Raw genomic sequence first — 17,529 nt, forward strand, 5'->3', positions numbered from 1 at the left:
GAGGAAGGGAGGGTCCGTCCATGGACCTGTCGAACCAGAGCGCGATCGTCACCGGCGGGGCCTCGGGCCTCGGCCACGCCACCGCCCGCCGCCTGGCGGACGCGGGCGCCGCCGTCGTGGTGGTGGACCTGCCGGACCGCGAGGGCGAGACCGTCCGCGCGGACGCCGTGGCCGCCCTCGGCCCCCATGCGCGCTTCGTGACGGGCGACGTCACCGCCGAGGACACCGCCCGGGAGGCCGTGGCCGCCGCGCTGGAGGCCGGGCCGCTGCGGGTGCTGGTCAACTGCGCCGGCGTGGCGACGCCGGGCAAGCTCGTGGGTCGCGACGGGCCGCTGTCCGCCGAGGTGCTGAGCCGGGTCCTGGCGATCAACACGGTCGGCACCGTGTCGATGATGGCCCAGGCCGCCGCCGCGATGAGGACGCAGGAGCCGCTCGGCGAGGACCGCGGCGTCATTGTGAACACCGCGTCCGTGGCGGCCTACGACGGGCAGATCGGCCAGATCGCGTACTCCGCCTCCAAGGGCGCCGTGGTCGCGCTGACCCTGCCCGCGGCCCGCGAGCTCGCCTCCTCCCAGATCCGCGTGGTCACGATCGCCCCCGGCCTCATGGAGACGCCCATGATGGCCGGCCTGCCCGAGGCCGCCCGCGAGGCGCTGTCCACCAAGACCCCGCATCCGGCCCGCCTCGGCCGGCCCGAGGACTACGCGCTGCTCGTCGAGCAGATCGTGTCCAACCCGTTCCTGAACGGCGAGGTCATCCGGCTCGACGGCGCCGTGCGCCTCGAGCCCCGCTGAGCCGGGCGGCTGCGGAGAGCGTCAGGAGGAGGTGTGCTCCGCCGTCGCGGGCGCGCCGGCGTCGAGGCCGTCGACCTGGAAGTCGCCGGCCTCGGCGCGGAACCGGCCGAGGACGTCGATGAGGGTGTCCACGTCCGCCGGATCGAAGCCGGAACGGCCGAAGACCTCGGCGTTGAGCGTCTCCGTGGCGGCGACGGCGACGCGCCGGCCCTCGTCCGTGAGGGCGAGCACGAGCGCGCGGCGGTCCGACTCGTGGGGGGTGCGCTCCACCAGCCCGGCGGCCTCGAGCCGGTCCACCGCATTGGTCACCGAGGTGGGGTGGACCTGCAGGAGCGCGGACGCCTTGGACATCCGCATCCGCTTCTCGCGCGAGAAGTTCAGCAGCGCCAGGAGCTCGTACCGCGCGAAGGTGAGACCGTAGGGCTTGAGCGCGGCCTGCGTCCGACCCAGCAGGATCTGCTGGGCCCGCATGATCGAGGTGATGGCGGCCATCGGGCGGGCCACGTCACCCCATCCGTGACGCTCCCAGTTCCGGGCGGCCTCCCGGATGGGGTCCTGGGCGAGGGGTGGCTTCTTCATGGCGCTCCAGACTAGCGGCGCACCGGGGGCCCCCCGCCACCGCCGGACGGGGCGGCGGCGGGGAACGGCCCGGTCAGCGCTGCAGCTCCAGGTCCTCCTCGCGGAACTCGGTGCCGTAGCCGTCCGGGGCGGCGCCCGTCTGGGCGCGCTCGACCTCGGCCTTGCGCAGCTCCACGCGGCGGATCTTGCCCGAGATGGTCTTCGGCAGCTCGAGGAACTCGATGCGCCGGATGCGCTTGTACGGGGGCAGCTGGGTGAGCGTGAACTGCAGGATCGCCCGGGCGGTCTCCGCGGTGGGCTCGTGGCCCGGGGCGAGGGTGACGAAGGCCTTCGGCACGGCCAGCCGCAGCTCGTCCGGGGTGGGGACGATCGCGCCCTCCATCACGGCCGGGTGCTTGACCAGCACCGACTCCAGCTCGAACGGGGACACCTTGTAGTCCGAGGACTTGAAGACGTCGTCCGCGCGGCCCACATAGGTCAGCACGCCGTTCTCGTCGCGGCGGGCGATGTCACCGGTGTGGAAGACGCCGTCGCGGAACACCTCGCCCGTCTTCTCCTGGTTGCCGTAGTAGGACTTCAGCAGGCCCACTGGACGCGGGTCCAGGCGCAGGCAGATCTCGCCCTCCTCGGCCTCCTGGCCCGTGAGCGGGTCGAGCAGGGTGACGTCCATGCCGGGCAGCGGGCGGCCCATCGAGCCGATGACGACCTTCTGGCCGGGGGTGTTGGCGATCTGCAGGGTGGTCTCGGTCATCCCGAAGCCGTCGCGGATCGTGGTGCCCCACGCCCTGTGCACCTGGTCGATCACCTCGGCGTTGAGCGGCTCGCCCGCGGAGATGGTCTTGGCCGGCGGGGTCGTCAGCTGCGCCAGGTCCGCCTTGATGAGCATGCGCCACACGGTGGGCGGGGCGCAGAAGCTCGTGACGCCGTAGCGCTCCATGTTGGCCATCAGGGCTGCGGGGTCGAACTTGCGGGCGTTGTGCACGAAGATCGTGGCCTCCGCGATCCACGGGGCGAAGAAGTTGGACCACGCGTGCTTGGCCCAGCCCGGGGAGGCCACGTTGAGGTGCACGTCGCCCGGCTCCAGACCGATCCAGTAGAGCGTCGTGAGGTGGCCGACCGGGTACGAGGTGTGGGTGTGCTCCACGAGCTTCGGCTTCGAGGTGGTGCCCGAGGTGAAGTAGAAGAGCAGGGTCTCGTCCGCGGGGGTCGGCTCGGCCGGGGTCAGCTCGTCGGCGGTGTCGGCGGCGTCGTCGTAGGAGAGCACGGTGTGGCCGGCGACGTCGGGGGCGCGGCGCGCCGGGCCCTCCGCGAAGACGCCCGGCACGTGCACCAGGTGCAGGCCCTCGCCGACGCCGGCGAACTTCGCCAGGTCCTCGGCGCCGGCCACGGCCCACGCGGCGCCGGCGCGCGTCACGCGGTCCTCGAGGTCCCCGGAGGTCATCTGTGTGGTGGTGGGCACCATGACCACCCGCAGCTTGATGCAGGCGAGCATGAACTCCCACAGCTCCACCTGGTTGTTCAGCATGAGGATGAGGCGGTCGCCGCGGCGCAGGCCCTGCGCGGAGAGCCAGTTCGCCACCCGGTTGGAGGCCGCGGAGAGCTCGGCGAAGGTGCGTTCGGTGCTGCGACCGTCGTCCTCGGCGATGATCAGCGCCGGCACGTCCGCGCGGGCCGGGTCCTGGGCCAGGCGGTCGAACCAGTCGAAGCCGAAGTTGAAGTGCTCGAAGCGGGGCCACTCGAACTCGGTGCGGGCGCGCTCGTCGTCGGTCTGGCACTCGACCAGCAGGTCGCGGGCCGCGCGGAACACCTCCGTCGGCGACGGGGCGGCGACGGCGGTGGAGTCCTGGACGGTCATGGGTCCCTCCTCGGGGTGGCTGCTGAACGGATCCTTGGCCGGGGGCCTGTGATCTGGAACACTACTGGCAGACCTGAATAGTTGGAAGTCCTACAGTCGGATTCGCGGCGAAATCGCCCGCCGTCGTCGGACCGCCCCCGAAGGAGAGCCATGACCGCCCTCGCCGACCGCCCCGTCCCCGCCTCCGGCGCGCCCGCCGTCGCCCCTGGCCTGCCCCACGTGGACCTGCTCCGTCTGCGGGGCCGCCTCGAGTCGGCCGAGCGTGCCCGGCTCGACGCGATCGAGGACCACCTGCAGACCCGTGTGCGGCCGCACCTGACCCGGTACTGGGACGCCGAGGAGTTCGCGTTCGACCTGCTGCCGGGCCTGGCCGAGCTGGGTCTGGGGCGCCTCGTCCTGGACGGCTCGTCCTCGCTGTTCCAGCAGCTCGTGCACGCGGAGATCGCCCGGGTGGACCTGTCCCTGTCCGCCCTCGTGGGCATCCACAACGAGCTCAACCTCGGCATGATCGCCGGCCTGGGCTCGGAGCGGCAGAAGGCCACGTGGCAGGGGCGCCTCGAATCCTTCGACGCCCTGGGCGCGTTCTGCCTCACCGAGCCGGACCACGGCTCGGACATCGCCGGCGGCCTCGCCACCACCGCCACCCGCGACGGCGACGAGTGGGTCATCCGCGGCGCCAAGCGCTGGATCGGGGCCGGCACGATCGCCGACGTCGCGCTCGTCTGGGCGCGCGACACCGCCGACGGCGAGATCAAGGGCTTCGTGGTGCCCACCGACACCCCCGGCTACGAGGCCACCAAGATCAGCGGGAAGATGGGCCTGCGGATCATGCAGAACGCGGACATCACCCTGGACGTGCGCCTGCCCGCGGACGCGATCCTGCCCGGCGCCACCACCTTCGCCGCCACCCGCGCCCTGCTGCGCGACTCGCGCATGTGGGTCGGCTGGCAGGGCGTCGGCGCGCAGATGGGCGTGCTGGACGTGCTGCGCTCCTACGCGCTGCGGCGGGAGCAGTTCGGTCGCCCGCTGGCCGCGTTCCAGCTCATCCAGGCCCAGATCGCCGAGGTCGCCGGCAACCTGGCCGCCTCCGCCGGGATGATGCTCCAGGTGGACGCCCTGCGGCAGGAGGGGCGGATGGAGATGATGCACGCGGCGATGGCCAAGGCCACCTCGACCCGGCTGGCCCGGTCCTCGGCGGCGCTCGCCCGCGACGCCCTCGGCGGCAACGGCCTGCTCACGGAGCACGAGATCGCCAAGATCATGGGCGACGTGGAGGCCATCTACTCCTACGAGGGCTCCTACGGCATGAACACCCTGATCGTGGGGCGGGCCCTCACCGGCGTCTCGGCCTTCGTGTGAGCCACGCGTCCTGCAGGTCCTGGATCAGCCGGCGGTGGGCGATGAGCAGCAGCACGCCGGCCACCGGGATGACCACCTCGAAGCCCAGCCAGAGGTAGCCGGCCGCGCCCGCCGTCCCGCCCAGGAAGAACAGGGCCACGGGCAGCGCCAGCAGTCCCACGCGCCGCGGCTGTCCGACGACGGGGGCCGTCGGCAGGATGACGGGAGACGCCGTCGTCGACGCCTCCCGTCATCGTGCCCGGGCTCAGTAGCTGGAGTAGCCGTCCTCCGACAGGGTGTGCTTCTCGTCGCCGGTGATGGCGGGGTTGAACACCGAGATCAGGTGCATGTCCTCGGTGCCGCCGCGCAGGTCGTGCGGCTCGTGGTCCGGCAGGACGTAGATGACGCCCGGCGTGATCTCGTGGACGGTGCCGTCCGGCTCCACCACGGAGCCGTTGCCCGCGATGCAGTAGCAGGCCTCCTGGTGGTGGCGGTACTGGAGCTTCGAGGACGATCCGGCGCGCACGATCGTGTGGGCGACGGCGAAGCCCATCTCGTCCTTCGCGGTGAGGAGGCGTTCGGAGGTGCCTCCGCCCCACTCGACCTTCTCGACGTCGTTCCGGCTGCGGGTGTACATGGGTGGATCGCTCCCTCGGTCGGCTCCGGGGCGGAGGAACACGGCCCGCCCGTCCCCGCCACGGTAGACACGGGCGCGTGGGGTGACTCAACCCCTCCCGGGCGCCCGTTTCCTGAACGAAAGCGCTTCGACACGCCGCCGTTTCGTCAACGAAAGCGCTCCGACACGCCCCGTCTCGACCCCTCCCGGCGGCCCTGTGACGCGGCCTACACGTGTGGGATACTGACGGCACGCCGCATGCCCCGCGCGGGAGAGCGTCGGCGCGCGTCCTGCCCCGGCCGGCCGCGTGAGCAGGCCGCCGAAGGAGCAAACCCTCCCCGGGAATCTCTCAGGCATCCGTACCGCGTGGGGTCAGGCGCTCTGGAAAGCGTCTCACTCCGCCGCGCCCGCGTCCGGACCGAGACCACCGACGGTGCAAGCCGCCCACCCGGGCGTCGGAAACTCTCAGGTCCATGACAGAGCGGGGAGGAGCAGACCCACGCCGTGACCACGGCAGGATCCCCCCGGAGGTACCCCGTGACCAGCCCCCAGACCACCGAGAGCACGACCGCGCTGCCCCACGAGCGCGTCGAGCCCAAGGACACCGCCTCGGCCCCCTTCGTGGCCCGCCACATCGGCCCGCGCCCCGCGGACGTCGAGCACATGCTGCAGACCCTGGGCTACGACTCGCTCGAGGCCCTCGTGGACACCGCCGTCCCCGCCGGCATCCGCCAGCCGAAGCCCCTCGAGCTGCCCGCCCCGCTGACCGAGTCCGCGGTTCTGGAGCAGCTGCGCGAGATCGCCGGCCGCAACGTCATGAAGACCCAGATGATCGGGCAGGGCTTCTCGGACACCGTCACCCCGGGCGTCATCCTCCGCAAGGTGCTGGAGAACCCGGCCTGGTACACGGCCTACACGCCGTACCAGCCGGAGATCTCCCAGGGCCGCCTCGAGGCCCTCCTGAACTACCAGACGATGGTCCAGGACCTCACCGGCCTGGACATCGCCAACGCCTCTCTGCTGGACGAGGCCTCCGCCGCCGCCGAGGCCGTGCTCCTCATGCACCGCGCCAACCGCCGCAGGACCGACGGCGTCACCCTCCTCGACGCGGACCTCTTCCCGCAGACCCTCTCCGTGGTGCGCCTGCGCGCCGAGGCCGTGGGCATCGACGTGCGCGTGGCCGACCTCTCCGCAGGCATCCCGGAGGACGTCCGCGCCGAGGTCGAGGAGAAGGGCCTGTGCGGCGTCGTGCTGCAGCAGCCCGGCGACTCCGGCCGCATCCACGACCACGCCGCCGTCATCGCGCAGGCCAAGGAGGCCGGCGCCCTCGTGACCGTCGCGGCGGACATCCTCTCCCTCGCCCTGATCACCCCGCCCGGGGAGCAGGGCGCGGACATCGCCGTCGGCTCCACGCAGCGCTTCGGCGTGCCCCTGTTCTTCGGCGGCCCCCACGCCGCCTACATGGCCGTGAAGGAGGGCCTGCAGCGCAGCATGCCGGGCCGCCTCGTGGGCGTCTCCCACGACGACGCCGGCAAGCCCGCCTACCGCCTCGCCCTCCAGACGCGCGAACAGCACATCCGGCGCGAGAAGGCCACGTCCAACATCTGCACCGCCCAGGCGCTGCTCGCGATCGTCGCCTCGATGTACGCCGTCTACCACGGCCCCCAGGGCATCGCCCGCATCGCGCGCCACGCCCACGCCCAGGCCGTCCGCCTGGCGGAGGCGCTGCGGGCCGGCGGCGTCGAGGTCGCCGAGGAGCACTTCTTCGACACGATCACCGTCCGCGTGCCCGGCCGGGCCGAGCAGGTCCTGCAGGCCGCCGAGGAGAACGGCGTGAACCTGCGCCTGGTGGACGCGGACACCCTGCGGATCGCGGCCGATGAGACCACCGTCGACGCCGACCTCGTGGCCGTCCTGACGGCGTTCGGCCTGGACGCGGGCTCCCTGCCGGCCTCCGCGCACGAGGGCGCCGTGGCCACCCCGGCCGTGCCGGAGGCGCTGCGCCGCTCCTCCGCGTTCATGACGCACCCGGTGTTCAACACCCACCACTCGGAGACGAAGATGCTGCGCTACCTGCGCCGCCTCTCCGGCTACGACCTGGCGCTGGACCGCACCATGATCCCGCTGGGCTCGTGCACCATGAAGCTCAACGCCACCGCGGAGATGGAGGCCATCTCCTGGCCCGAGTTCTGCTCCATCCACCCGTTCGCGCCCGACCACCAGACCGAGGGCTGGCGGTTCCTGATCACGGACCTGGAGGCCAAGCTCGCCGAGATCACCGGCTACGCGGGCGTCTCGGTGGCCCCGAACGCCGGCTCGCAGGGCGAGTTCGCGGGCCTGTGGGCCATCCGTCAGTACCACCTGGCCCGCGGTGAGGGTGAGCGGGACATCTGCCTGATCCCGGCCTCCGCCCACGGCACCAACGCGGCCTCGGCCGTGCTGGCGGGGCTGAAGGTCGTCGTCGTCGCCACCGCCGACGACGGCACGATCGACGCCGCCGACCTGGACGCCAAGATCGCGGCGAACGAGGGCCGCATCGCGGCCATCATGATCACCTACCCCTCCACGCACGGCGTCTACGACGCCGACGTCAAGGAGGTCTGCGCCACGGTGCACGCCGCGGGCGGCCAGGTGTACATCGACGGCGCCAACCTCAACGCGCTCGTGGGCCTGGCCCAGCCGGGCGAGTTCGGCGGAGACGTCTCCCACCTGAACCTGCACAAGACGTTCTGCATCCCGCACGGTGGCGGGGGCCCGGGCGTGGGCCCCGTGGCGGTGGGCGAGCACCTGGTGCCGTACCTGCCCTCCCGCGAGGCCCTGATGACCGCGGCCCCGCACGGCTCGGCCGGCGTGCTGCCCATCTCCTGGGCCTACATCCACCTGATGGGCGCCGAGGGCCTGCGCTCCGCCACCGAGCACGCGCTGCTGGGCGCCAACTACATCTCCCGCCGCCTCGCGCCCCTCTACCCGACGCTGTACACGGGCAACGACGGCCTCGTGGCGCACGAGTGCATCCTCGACCTGCGCGAGCTCACGGCCCGCACGGGCGTGACCGCCGAGGACGTCTGCAAGCGCCTCATCGACTACGGGTTCCACGCCCCGACCCTGGCGTTCCCCGTGGCGGGCACGCTCATGGTGGAGCCCACCGAGTCCGAGGACCTCGAGGAGATCGAGCGGTTCATCGAGGCCATGGAGGCCATCCACGCCGAGATCACCGCCGTCACCCCGGAGACCGTGGCGGACTCCGTCCTGCGCCGCGCCCCGCACACCCTCAACGTCCTGATGGCCGACGAATGGGACCGCCCCTACTCGCGCGCCCAGGCGGGCACGCCGGTGCCGAGCCTGCGTCTGGACAAGTACCTGCCGCCGGTGGGCCGCATCGACGGCGCCTACGGCGATCGCAACCTCGTGTGCTCGTGCCCGCCGCCCGAGGCGTTCGAGGACGCCGTGGCCGACACCGCCGACGAGGACTGAGAGGATCACCCCATGAGCGATTCGACGCGCAACTCCCCGCTGCACCCGGTCCACGAGGCCGCGGGCGCCACGTTCACGGACTTCGGGGGCTGGAACATGCCTTTGAAGTACGGCTCCGAGCTGGCCGAGCACAAGGCCGTCCGCACCTCCGCAGGCCTGTTCGACCTCTCCCACATGGGCGAGATCCGGGTCACCGGCCCGGAGGCCGGGGCCATGCTGGACTACGCCCTCTCGAGCGTGCTCTCCACGTTGAAGCCCGGCCGCGCCAAGTACGCCCTGTGCCTGACGGACGCCGGCACCATCCTGGATGACACGATCGTCTACCGGATGGACGACGGCGAGGCCGGCTCCGAGCCCGACTACCTGGTGGTGCCCAACGCGGGCAACATCGCCGCGGTCCACACCGCCCTGAACCAGCGGGCGTCGGGCTGGGACGCCGTCGTCGAGGACGAGTCCTCGACCACCGCCCTCGTGGCCGTGCAGGGCCCGCAGGCCGAGACGATCCTTGCCCGGGCCATGCCCGAGGCCGCGGCGCAGCTGGCCGAGCTGAAGTACTACGGCCACCTGACCCTGACCGTGCCCACGGACGCCGGCGACGTCACCGCCGTCGTCGCCCGCACCGGCTACACCGGTGAGGACGGCTTCGAGCTGTTCCTGCCCGCCGCCTCCACCGCCGAGGCCGGTGACCGCGGCTCCGCCGTGTGGAACACGATGCTCTCGGCCGCGGACGAGGCGGGCGTGGAACTGACGCTGTGCGGGCTCGCCTCGCGGGACTCGCTGCGCCTCGAGGCGGGCATGCCGCTCTACGGCAACGAGCTGGACACCGGGCACCAGCCGCACGCCTCCGGCGTCGGCTTCGCGGTGCCCGCGAGCAAGGAGGCCGACTTCGTCGGCCGGTCCGCGCTGGTCGGCAAGGACGACGTCGAGGAGGTCGTCGTGGGGCTGCAGGGTGCGGGCCGGCGTGCCGCCCGGCACGGCTACGCCGTGCTGGACGAGTCCGGCGAGCGGGTGGGCGAGGTGACCTCGGGCGCCCCCAGCCCGACCCTCGGACACCCCATCGCCCTGGCCCGCGTCCGCCGCGACGTGGCCGCCGAGGGCACGTCCCTGCAGGTGGACCTGCGCGGCCGCGGTGAGCCGTTTACCGTGGTGGCCACGCCGTTCTACCGCCGGGAGCGCTGAGCCCGACGCAGCCGTCCCTCGGCCCGCCGCTCGGCGGTCCCGGGGCCCTTCGCTAGACTCGGGCTCCGGGCCGTCGTCGCGGCCCCCCGTCCCGCCGTCCACCTGCAGGAAGTCCGCATGACTCACGTCGCCGCCCGTGCCCGGGTCCCCCTGAAGGGGCTGCTGGTCTTCCTCGCCGTCGCCGCCGTCCTGCTCCTGCTGGGCATCGTCACCGTCCTCCGCGGCGTGGCCGCCGACGCCGCCCGCGTGGACATCGTCACCGTGCTGGACGGCAACACCGTGGTGGTGAACCAAGGCGGCACCGAGCGGACCGTGGTCCTCGCCGGCGTCACGAGCGCGGGCCGCAACCCGGAGGGCCTCAAGGTCGGCCCCAACCTCTGCATGGGGGAGGAGTCCTACGCCTGGCTGCGTGATCGGCTGCCGCAGGGGGCGACCGCGAGCATGACCACCTCGGACGAGGGCGCGCCCGAGGGGATGGAGAGCGCGGTCATCTCGATCGGCGGCGGCACCGTCAACGTGGCCATGGCGGAGGCCGGCATGGGCGCCCCCACGGAGGTCGCCGTCAGCGAGCGCTTGGCGGAGGAGATTGCGCAGGCCAATCAGGAGGCCGTGGGCCGTGGCGTGGGGCTCTACGACATCGAGGAGCCCTGCACGTACCAGAACCTGCTCTACGAGGCCCAGTTCGCCCTGGAGCAGATCCCGGAGGACGCGGAGGCGTCCCTGACGAAGATCGACGAGCGATCGGTGGAGTACGCGGCCGGCCTGGACCAGGTGCGCCTGGTGCAGCAGGAGGTCCGGGCCCTCGACCCGGAGAACGGCACGTTCGCCGACCTCGCCTACGGCCCGGCCAAGGACTCGCTCCTGGCCGAGGCGGACCCGGTGGTGGAGCACGGGATGCAGGTCCTGAAGGACCTCAACACGCGGCGCAACGAGATCGCGGCCCGCGGCTGACCTCGCCGCGCTCAGTCCAGGGCGAGGGTGACGAGCCCGAGCTGGGCCGCCCGGATGATCAGCTGGACGCGGTCGCGGACCTCCAGCTTGGCCATGATCCGCGTGAGGTTGGCCTTGACCGTGGACTCGGAGACGAAGAGGTTGGCGGCGATCTCCGGGTTCGACTGGCCCCGGGCCAGCAGCCGCAGCACGCCCAGCTCCCGCTCGGTGAGGTCGGAGCCGTCGGGGCTGCCGGGCTGCACCGAGGTGGGGCCCACCGTCGGCCGGTCCCGCTCGATCGAGGCGAGCAGCTTGGTCGCCACGGCGGGGGAGAGCACGGACTCGCCGCGATGGACGGCCTGAATGGCGCCCAGGATGGCCGGCGGCTCCGCGTCCTTGAGGAGGTAGCCGCCCGCTCCGGCGCGCAGGGCCGGCACGAGGTAGTCCTCGGACGTGAACGTGGTGATCGCCAGGACCCGGATCGCGGGGTGGGTGTCCTTGATCCGGCGTGTGGCCTCCACCCCGTCCATCAGGGGCATCTGCATGTCCATCAGGACCACGTCCGGCTCGATGGCGGCGCACGCCTCCACGGCTTCGACGCCGTTGGCGACCACACCCACGCAGGTCATGCCGGGGGCAGAGTCGACGAGCACGCGGAGCGCGCCGCTCATGAGCGGCTGGTCGTCGGCGATCAGGATGCGCAGCTCTTCGGACACGCAGGTCAGCGTAACCGGTGCTGTGGCGCATGCCACCTTGTCGGCGTCGGGGCGAGGCCGGGGTGCCCGCCGGCCGTCATCTGCGCCATGCCGCGGCGCGGCCTGTGCGCGGCGTGCACCATTTGTGACGGGCGTCATACATACTGGGGCCATGAAGACTCGCGCTCTCCTCGCTTCCGCTCTCCTGCTCGCCTCCACCCTCGTCGGCGCTCCGGCCGCCGCCGCCTCGGCGGCCTCGGCCGAGGACGACGTCGTCACGACCCTGGGCCTCGGCAAAGGCACTGCGGAGTGGACGTGCCGCCACTTCGGCATCTGGTGCGACTGACCCCGGGGCGGTCCGCCCCCGATGCCTGATTCGAGCCCATCGACCCCCTCCGTCCGGAGCGGCGTGCCCTCCCGGGCGCGCCGCTCCTCGACGTGGCGTCAGCCGCGCAGCCTGCGGTGGGGCGAGTTCTGGGCCGCGGCGCCGCTGAGCCGCGTCTACCTCGCCTTCGGGTCGGCCTTCCTGCTCGCCTCGACCGCGTCCGACATCGGTCTGTTCGGCCCGGGCCACGGCGTCATCCCGGTCCTGGACGGGATCGCCATCGCGTCGGCGACCAGCGCCTTCCTCGCCCAGTGGTGGCGCAGCACGGTGGGCTTCGCCCTGCTCCTGCCCGGGGCCGTCGCGACCGTCGTCGGCGGTTCCGAGGTGCTCTTCGCCGTCGTCGCGCCCGTGGTCCTCGGGGCCGTCGCGGCGACCGCCCGTTCCTGGGGGTTCGTCGTCACGGCCGCCGTCCTGGCACTGACCTGGGGCGTCGCCCAGCCGTTCGCGGTGGGTCAGTCGAACGCGACGTGGTTCATCCTGCTGCTCATGTCCATGGGCCTCGGCGGCGGGCTCTTCATCCGCGAGAGCCTGGCCCGGCGGGAACGGGATCGCCACCGGGTGTTCGAGGCGGAGGAGCGGGCCCGGCTGGCCGCCGAGGCCGAGCGTCGCTCCCTGGCCCGCGACCTGCACGACGTGGTCGCGCACAACCTCACGATCATCTCGATGCAGGCCCGGACGGCACGCTACCTCGGCACTCCGGAGGCGGCTCAGGGTGTGCTGGATGTGGTGGGCGACTCCGCGAAGGACGCGCTGCGGGACCTGCGGCGCATGCTCTCCATCCTCCAGGAGGACGGGATCGTGGACCCGAGCGGTGAGCCGGGCGCCGCGGGGGGCGCGGACGGGGCGACGTCCGCGGATCCGGTGCTGTCCGTGGCCCGCCTGGCCGAGGAGCTGCGCAGTCTCGGAATGACGGTGGTGACGGACGTCCGCTGCGACCAGAGCGCGATGCCGATCTCCGTGCGCTCCACCCTGCACCGGGTGCTCCAAGAGGCCACCACGAACGTCGCCAAGCACGCCGGCGAGGGCGCGCGCGTGTGCATCGAACTCCGCGACGCGGGGTCGGAGGTGGTGATCGAGGTGGAGAACACCGTCACCGAGCGGTCCGGCCCGCCGCAGTGGAACTCCTCCGGTGTGGGCCTGAACTCCATGCGGGATCGCGTGGCCACCTTCGGCGGCACGATCGAGGCCGGGCCGGGGGGCTGGGGGTGGCGGGTGCGCGCGGTGCTCCCCAGGTCCGTCTGACGAGGCCGACGCCGCCGCAGCGGCGGACCAGACCCATGTGATCTGCCTCACATCAGAGCCCGAAAGTCTGCACCTTTCGCCACTGTCGGGGGCGCCGTCGTCCCTCCTAGAGTGGGTCATGCCCCATTGAGACGGTGCACAGTGCGAATCACGAGCCGGGATACATGCCTGAGGGGATGCGGGCCCCGGACGCGGTTCCGAGAAGGACGATGGCCATCCGGCCATCGTCCTTTCTCGTTGTCGGGCGTGCTCAGGCCGGCTCGGCGGGCGACGGCTCCGGGGTGACCGTGCGGACGAGGGGACGGGCCGCCGTCCGGCCCAGGGCCATGAGCACGGCGGCCGGGAAGCCGATCACCGGGATGAGCATCGGCAGGATGCCCGCCGCGCCCTGCGTGAGCACCACCAGGCCGTAGAGCATGCCGATCAGCGCGTACGCCAACACGTGGACCCACTGGTTGAGCACGTGCCGGAACGCCCAGTTCACGAGCAGGCACAGCGGCAGCCCCACCACCAGCCCGGCGATCCCGACCACCGTCAGCAGCGGTGTCAGGCTGCCGAAGGCCTGCAGCCCCGGGACCACGGCCAGGATCGCCACCACGGCGGCCATCACGAGGTTGGGCAGCAGCCAGGCCACGAGGAACCCGTTCAGTCCCATGCGCAGCTGCGGGCGGGGGCCGGAACGGGTCGCGCGGCGACGGACACGGGCGGCGGACGCGACCGGGGCGGGGGTGGTCATGGCGGGAACTCTCCGGGAGGGGGATCGACGACGTCGGGCGGGTCCCCACTGTAGTGGGCCGGGCTGGACGGGCCCCGGGAGGGCCCGGGTCAGGCCCGCCGGTCGCCGTCCACGTGGAAGGTCAGGTCCTCGACGCCGGGGAAGGACTCGATCTCCTGGAACGCGTCCCAGGCGTCGCTGTCCGCCTCGGCGTCCGCGGGCAGGGTCACCGTCAGGGCGCCGATCTCCCCGTCGATCACCTGCAGGCGCAGCTCGAGCTCGTGCCCTCCCGCGGAGCCGGAGGCGAAGCGGCCGCGGACGGGCCAGACGCAGTCGTTCGGCACCGCGCGACGGATGTCGTCGTCGGTCTCGACGACGAGCGGCACCCAGTCCGGGACCTCGCCGGCTTCACGGATGGCCTCGGCCACCGAGGTGACGGTGCGCGCGTGCGGCAGCTGGGAGCGCAGCGCCTCAGCCCCGGGCAGGTCCCGGCCCTCGGCCAGCGCCGGGTCGAGCAGGGTCTCGAGCAGCACGCGCACCTCCACCGGCAGCTCGGCGGTGGCCTCGGGCTCGACCTCGTCGACCGTGTCCTCGTCCAGGCCAGCGGGGCCGGTGACGGCGAGTTCGACGGCGTCGCGGCGGGTCCGGCGGGCGTCCTCGTTGGCCAGCAGCATCGCCAGGGAGGCCGCTGCGGCCAGCGCGACGCGCGGGGCGGGGACGCCGACCCGCTGGAGCCCGCGCACCAGGGCACCGTCGATCCGGTCGTTCAGGCCGGTGGCACGCAGCGCGACCGCCGCGACCGCGCCGCCGACGGCCAGCCCGCCGAGCCCGCGCAGGGCACGCGCGGCGGGGGAGGGGGCCACCTCGCCGTCGGCGATCGCGGCGGTGTGGAGGGCGCCGGCGGTCTCGGCCGCGAGGAACGTGCCGCTGACGGCGGCCTCGAGCTCTGCGAGGGCCCGGCGCTCGCGCCCTCGGCGGGCGTGCGGATCCAACAGGGTGAGCCCGCCGACCGCGGCCGCCGCCGCCAGCCCGTAGAGCCGGCCGCCCGGGGCGAGGGCGCGCTGGCGCAACGCGGGGACGACGGCCTCCGCGTCGTCGACGGGAACGGACGACGCCGAGTGGTGGACCTCGCCGGGGACGGAAGGGGCGGGGGAGGGGAGCTTCATGCCCCCAGTGTGGCGCACCGCCCGGCTCAGGACGAGTCAGCGGCCCACGTGCGCGCTCAAGCGGAGCGCAGGCCGCCCTGCCACAGGGCGGCGAACGGCGTGCGGCCCTCCACCGCCTGCGCGATGCCGGCTCGCACGAACTCCTTGGCGCGGCGCGCGGCCTCGAGCGTGGTGGCACCCTTGGCCAACTCGGCGGTGACGGCGGCGGCGAGCGAGCAGCCCGCACCAGAGACGCCGGACTGGCCGATCTTCGGGGCGGAGAGCACCTCCACGGTGTCCCCGTCCACGAACACGTCCACGGCGTCCGGGCCGGGCAGGTGCATCCCGCCCTTGGCCAGGACGGCCGCGCCGGAGATCTCGTGGATGCGCCGAGCGGCCGCCGTCAGGTCCTCGACCGAGCGCACGGTCATGCCGGAGAGCTGCTCCGTCTCGAAGTGGTTCGGGGTGGTGAAGGTGGCCAGCGGCAGCAGCTCGGCCTTGAGCGCCTGGTCCGTGTCCAGGGCGTGGCCCGGCTCCTGGCCCTTGCAGATGAGCACGGGGTCCAGGACCACGTGGTCCCACTCGGCGCGGCGAAGGGCCGCGGCCGAGGTGCGGATGACCTCCGGGGAGCCCTGCATGCCCAGCTTCACGGTGCGCAGCCGCTCCGGGTAGTCGCCCTGGATGGCGTCGAGCTGCTGCTGGAGGATCTCGGTGGGCACGGGGAAGAAGCGGTGGTTCCAGTCGTCCTCCGGGTCGAAGGAGACGATGCAGGTCAGCGCCACGATGCCGAAGACGCCGAGTTCCTGGAACGTCTTGAGGTCGGCCTGGGCGCCGGCGCCGCCGGTGGCCTCGGACCCGGCGATGGTCAGGGCGAGCGCGGGGGTGGAGGCGGAGTGCTGGGGGGAGTGAGCGGTCTGGGGCATGCGCCCATGGTAGGACCGACCCCGGACGGGAAGCGCCCGACGGCCGGCGGTGTTCACCGGGGAACGAGGGTCCTCGGACCCGGAGCGTCCGCCCGGGCGCCCCGAGCGACCCGCGAAGGACGGGGACGGACGTGCTCGAGTTGCTCACCGGCACGGGCCTGGCCACCTCGGCCGGGCTCAACGCCTACATCCCCCTGCTCGCCCTGGGTCTGCTGGACCGGTTCACGGGGCTCGTCGACCTGCCCGCGGGCTGGACGTGGCTCGCCGCCGACGCCTCCCTCTGGATCCTCGGCGCCCTGCTCGCGCTCGAGCTCGTCGCGGACAAGATCCCCGGGGTGGACGCGGTCAACGACGTCGTCCAGACGGTCGTGGGAGCCGACACGGTCACGGTGGGGGCCGCCGCGCCCGTGCTCTCGGCGGCCGAGGACGTCTCGGCGGCCGGCCTCGTCGCGGCCGCGCTGTTCCTGCCGGTGCTGGTCGCCGTGCTGGTGGTCGCCGTCGTCGTGGGCCTGTGGCTGCTGGCCCGGCGGTTCCGCGACCGGCGGACGCGAGGCCGTGCCGCGGCCGTCCCGGGTGGGCCAGAATGGACGGCATGATCCTCATCAACCTGAAGTTCACCGTCCAGCCCGAGCGTGCCGACGAGTGGATGGACGCCGTCGCGAAGTACACCGCGGACGTGCGCTCTGAGCCCGGCAACCTGTTCTTCGAGTGGTACCGCCCGGTGGAAGGCGGCCCCAACGAGTACCTCCTGATCGAGGGGTTCACGGACGAGGGTGCGCAGGCCCACGTCGCGTCCCCGCACTTCCAGGAGGGCCTGGACGCGATGCGTCCGCTGCTGGCGAGCACGCCCCAGATCATCTCCGAGCAGGTCGGCGTGGAGGGCTTCGGCCCGATGGGCGAGCTGCAGATCGACTGAGCCCGCCTCCGGCCGGAGGAGGCGACGGCGCCCGCGTCACGAGCGTGACGCAGGGCGCCGTCCCTGTGTCCGGGGTCACACCCTGGCTACGGTGAGCGCATGAGCGCCGAGCAGAACAGCACCCAGACCCCCGGCCACCGCGCCGCCCACGTCCCCGCCGGCCAGGATCTCGGCCACCGCTGGTCCACCCGCGAGGCCGATCACGACGATCCGGCGGACCGCCGCGCCGTCCGCCAGATCGCCGAGCTGGCCTTCGAGTCCACGGCCGAGGCCGACCTCGTCGAGGAGCTCGCCGGCGGCGCGGAGGGCTGGCTGCCCCAGTACTCCCTCGTGGCCATGACCGCCGCGATCCCGGGCACGGACCTGCAGTCGGACCCGATGGGCTACGGCACCCTGGTCCGGGCCCACATCGACGACGCCGAGGTGCTCGCCCTCGCCCCGCACGGCGTCCTGCCCGAGCACCAGGGCGAGGGCGCCGGCACCGCGCTGGTCAACGCCCTGCTGCAGAAGGCGCAGGCCGACGGCGAGGAGGTCGTGGTGGTCTACGGCTGGCCCGAGTACTACGCGAAGTTCGGCTTCCACCGGGCCTCCGAGCACGGCGTGCACGCGGCCTTCGCCCGGCAGCCCGAGGCCCTGCAGGTCCTCACGCTCCAGGACGGGGCCGAGGTGCCGGCCGGCGAGTTCCGGTACCCGCCCGCGTTCGGGGCGGAGAACGCGCAGGTCGCCGGCCGCTGAGAGCCCGG

The 17,529-nt window shown here is 73.1% G+C and carries 18 protein-coding genes and 1 riboswitch; of the genes, 10 read left to right on the forward strand and 8 right to left on the reverse strand.

The window, feature by feature from the left end; genetic code table 11:
• The first annotated feature begins 20 nt into the window (after nt 1-20).
• Nucleotides 21-794, forward strand: a complete 774-nt coding sequence (locus tag AC3RKA_RS01240; RefSeq protein ID WP_002856684.1) for an SDR family NAD(P)-dependent oxidoreductase — start codon at nt 21-23, stop codon at nt 792-794.
• A gap of 21 nt (nt 795-815) precedes the next feature.
• On the opposite strand, the gene AC3RKA_RS01245 is transcribed toward AC3RKA_RS01240, so the two are convergent.
• Together AC3RKA_RS01245 and AC3RKA_RS01250 are read right to left on the reverse strand one after the other, a co-directional pair.
• Entirely contained in the window at nt 816-1,373 is a 558-nt protein-coding gene (locus tag AC3RKA_RS01245) for a MarR family winged helix-turn-helix transcriptional regulator (protein ID WP_002856685.1), read from the reverse strand.
• 73 nt (nt 1,374-1,446) lie between these two features.
• Nucleotides 1,447-3,228: an AMP-binding protein gene (locus AC3RKA_RS01250; protein ID WP_002856686.1), complete on the reverse strand. Its 1,782-nt coding sequence runs from the start codon at nt 3,226-3,228 to the stop codon at nt 1,447-1,449.
• 150 nt (nt 3,229-3,378) lie between these two features.
• Here AC3RKA_RS01250 and AC3RKA_RS01255 point away from each other — a divergent pair, with 150 nt between their 5' ends.
• Nucleotides 3,379-4,587 (forward strand): acyl-CoA dehydrogenase family protein, encoded by a 1,209-nt coding sequence (locus AC3RKA_RS01255; RefSeq protein WP_002856687.1) that lies wholly within the window; start codon nt 3,379-3,381, stop codon nt 4,585-4,587.
• Here AC3RKA_RS01255 and AC3RKA_RS01260 read toward each other — a convergent pair.
• Entirely contained in the window at nt 4,562-4,747 is a 186-nt protein-coding gene (locus AC3RKA_RS01260) for a hypothetical protein (protein ID WP_036334812.1), read from the reverse strand. The genes AC3RKA_RS01255 and AC3RKA_RS01260 overlap by 26 nt on opposite strands.
• 84 nt (nt 4,748-4,831) lie before the next feature.
• Nucleotides 4,832-5,203 carry an ectoine synthase gene (locus AC3RKA_RS01265; protein WP_002856688.1) on the reverse strand — a complete coding sequence of 124 codons (372 nt, stop codon included), beginning with the start codon at nt 5,201-5,203 and terminating at the stop codon, nt 4,832-4,834.
• A gap of 237 nt (nt 5,204-5,440) precedes the next feature.
• A riboswitch (glycine riboswitch) is annotated at nt 5,441-5,557 on the forward strand.
• A 162-nt stretch (nt 5,558-5,719) separates the two neighbouring features.
• On the opposite strand from AC3RKA_RS01265, the gene gcvP reads away from it, so the two are divergent.
• The 3 genes from gcvP to AC3RKA_RS01280 all read left to right on the forward strand — a co-directional run bounded on the left by gcvP (nt 5,720) and on the right by AC3RKA_RS01280 (nt 10,786).
• Nucleotides 5,720-8,656, forward strand: coding sequence for an aminomethyl-transferring glycine dehydrogenase (gene gcvP, locus AC3RKA_RS01270; RefSeq protein WP_065572888.1), 2,937 nt, complete (start codon nt 5,720-5,722; stop codon nt 8,654-8,656).
• A gap of 12 nt (nt 8,657-8,668) precedes the next feature.
• On the forward strand, nt 8,669-9,835 hold the full coding sequence (gene gcvT / locus AC3RKA_RS01275; protein WP_144824626.1) for a glycine cleavage system aminomethyltransferase GcvT: 1,167 nt from the start codon (nt 8,669-8,671) through the stop codon (nt 9,833-9,835).
• A gap of 117 nt (nt 9,836-9,952) precedes the next feature.
• Nucleotides 9,953-10,786, forward strand: coding sequence for a thermonuclease family protein (locus AC3RKA_RS01280; RefSeq protein WP_095695293.1), 834 nt, complete (start codon nt 9,953-9,955; stop codon nt 10,784-10,786).
• Between the two features lie 11 nt (nt 10,787-10,797).
• Here AC3RKA_RS01280 and AC3RKA_RS01285 read toward each other — a convergent pair whose 3' ends face one another.
• Nucleotides 10,798-11,481 (reverse strand): response regulator, encoded by a 684-nt coding sequence (locus AC3RKA_RS01285; RefSeq protein WP_002856693.1) that lies wholly within the window; start codon nt 11,479-11,481, stop codon nt 10,798-10,800.
• Between the two features lie 151 nt (nt 11,482-11,632).
• On the opposite strand from AC3RKA_RS01285, the gene AC3RKA_RS01290 reads away from it, so the two are divergent.
• Nucleotides 11,633-11,806 (forward strand): hypothetical protein, encoded by a 174-nt coding sequence (locus AC3RKA_RS01290; RefSeq protein WP_002856694.1) that lies wholly within the window; start codon nt 11,633-11,635, stop codon nt 11,804-11,806.
• A 63-nt stretch (nt 11,807-11,869) separates the two neighbouring features.
• A complete protein-coding gene (locus tag AC3RKA_RS01295) occupies nt 11,870-13,087 on the forward strand; it encodes a sensor histidine kinase (RefSeq protein ID WP_227449178.1) in 1,218 nt (405 codons plus the stop codon).
• A 250-nt stretch (nt 13,088-13,337) separates the two neighbouring features.
• Here the strand turns inward: AC3RKA_RS01295 and AC3RKA_RS01300 are convergent, their stop codons facing one another.
• The 3 genes from AC3RKA_RS01300 to AC3RKA_RS01310 form a co-directional block, all read right to left on the reverse strand.
• Entirely contained in the window at nt 13,338-13,823 is a 486-nt protein-coding gene (locus tag AC3RKA_RS01300; RefSeq protein WP_489727351.1) for a hypothetical protein, read from the reverse strand.
• Nucleotides 13,824-13,912: 89 nt separating this feature from the next.
• Nucleotides 13,913-14,968, reverse strand: a complete 1,056-nt coding sequence (locus tag AC3RKA_RS01305) for a hypothetical protein (RefSeq protein WP_144824629.1) — start codon at nt 14,966-14,968, stop codon at nt 13,913-13,915.
• Nucleotides 14,969-15,024: 56 nt separating this feature from the next.
• The gene (locus tag AC3RKA_RS01310) at nt 15,025-15,870 is read right to left on the reverse strand and encodes a hydroxymethylpyrimidine/phosphomethylpyrimidine kinase (RefSeq protein ID WP_144824630.1); all 846 of its coding nucleotides are present in this window, start codon (nt 15,868-15,870) and stop codon (nt 15,025-15,027) included.
• A gap of 131 nt (nt 15,871-16,001) precedes the next feature.
• Between AC3RKA_RS01310 and AC3RKA_RS01315 the strand changes: the two genes are divergently transcribed.
• From AC3RKA_RS01315 to AC3RKA_RS01325, 3 genes are all read left to right on the forward strand, one after another.
• On the forward strand, nt 16,002-16,466 hold the full coding sequence (locus AC3RKA_RS01315; RefSeq protein ID WP_144824631.1) for a DUF4126 family protein: 465 nt from the start codon (nt 16,002-16,004) through the stop codon (nt 16,464-16,466).
• Nucleotides 16,463-16,786 (forward strand): putative quinol monooxygenase, encoded by a 324-nt coding sequence (locus AC3RKA_RS01320; protein ID WP_489727352.1) that lies wholly within the window; start codon nt 16,463-16,465, stop codon nt 16,784-16,786. The genes AC3RKA_RS01315 and AC3RKA_RS01320 overlap by 4 nt, the downstream gene beginning before the upstream one ends.
• A 99-nt stretch (nt 16,787-16,885) precedes the next feature.
• Entirely contained in the window at nt 16,886-17,521 is a 636-nt protein-coding gene (locus tag AC3RKA_RS01325) for a GNAT family N-acetyltransferase (protein ID WP_049161301.1), read from the forward strand.
• Nucleotides 17,522-17,529 lie beyond the last annotated feature (8 nt).

Source organism: Micrococcus sp. iso_229 (genome assembly GCF_058072725.1).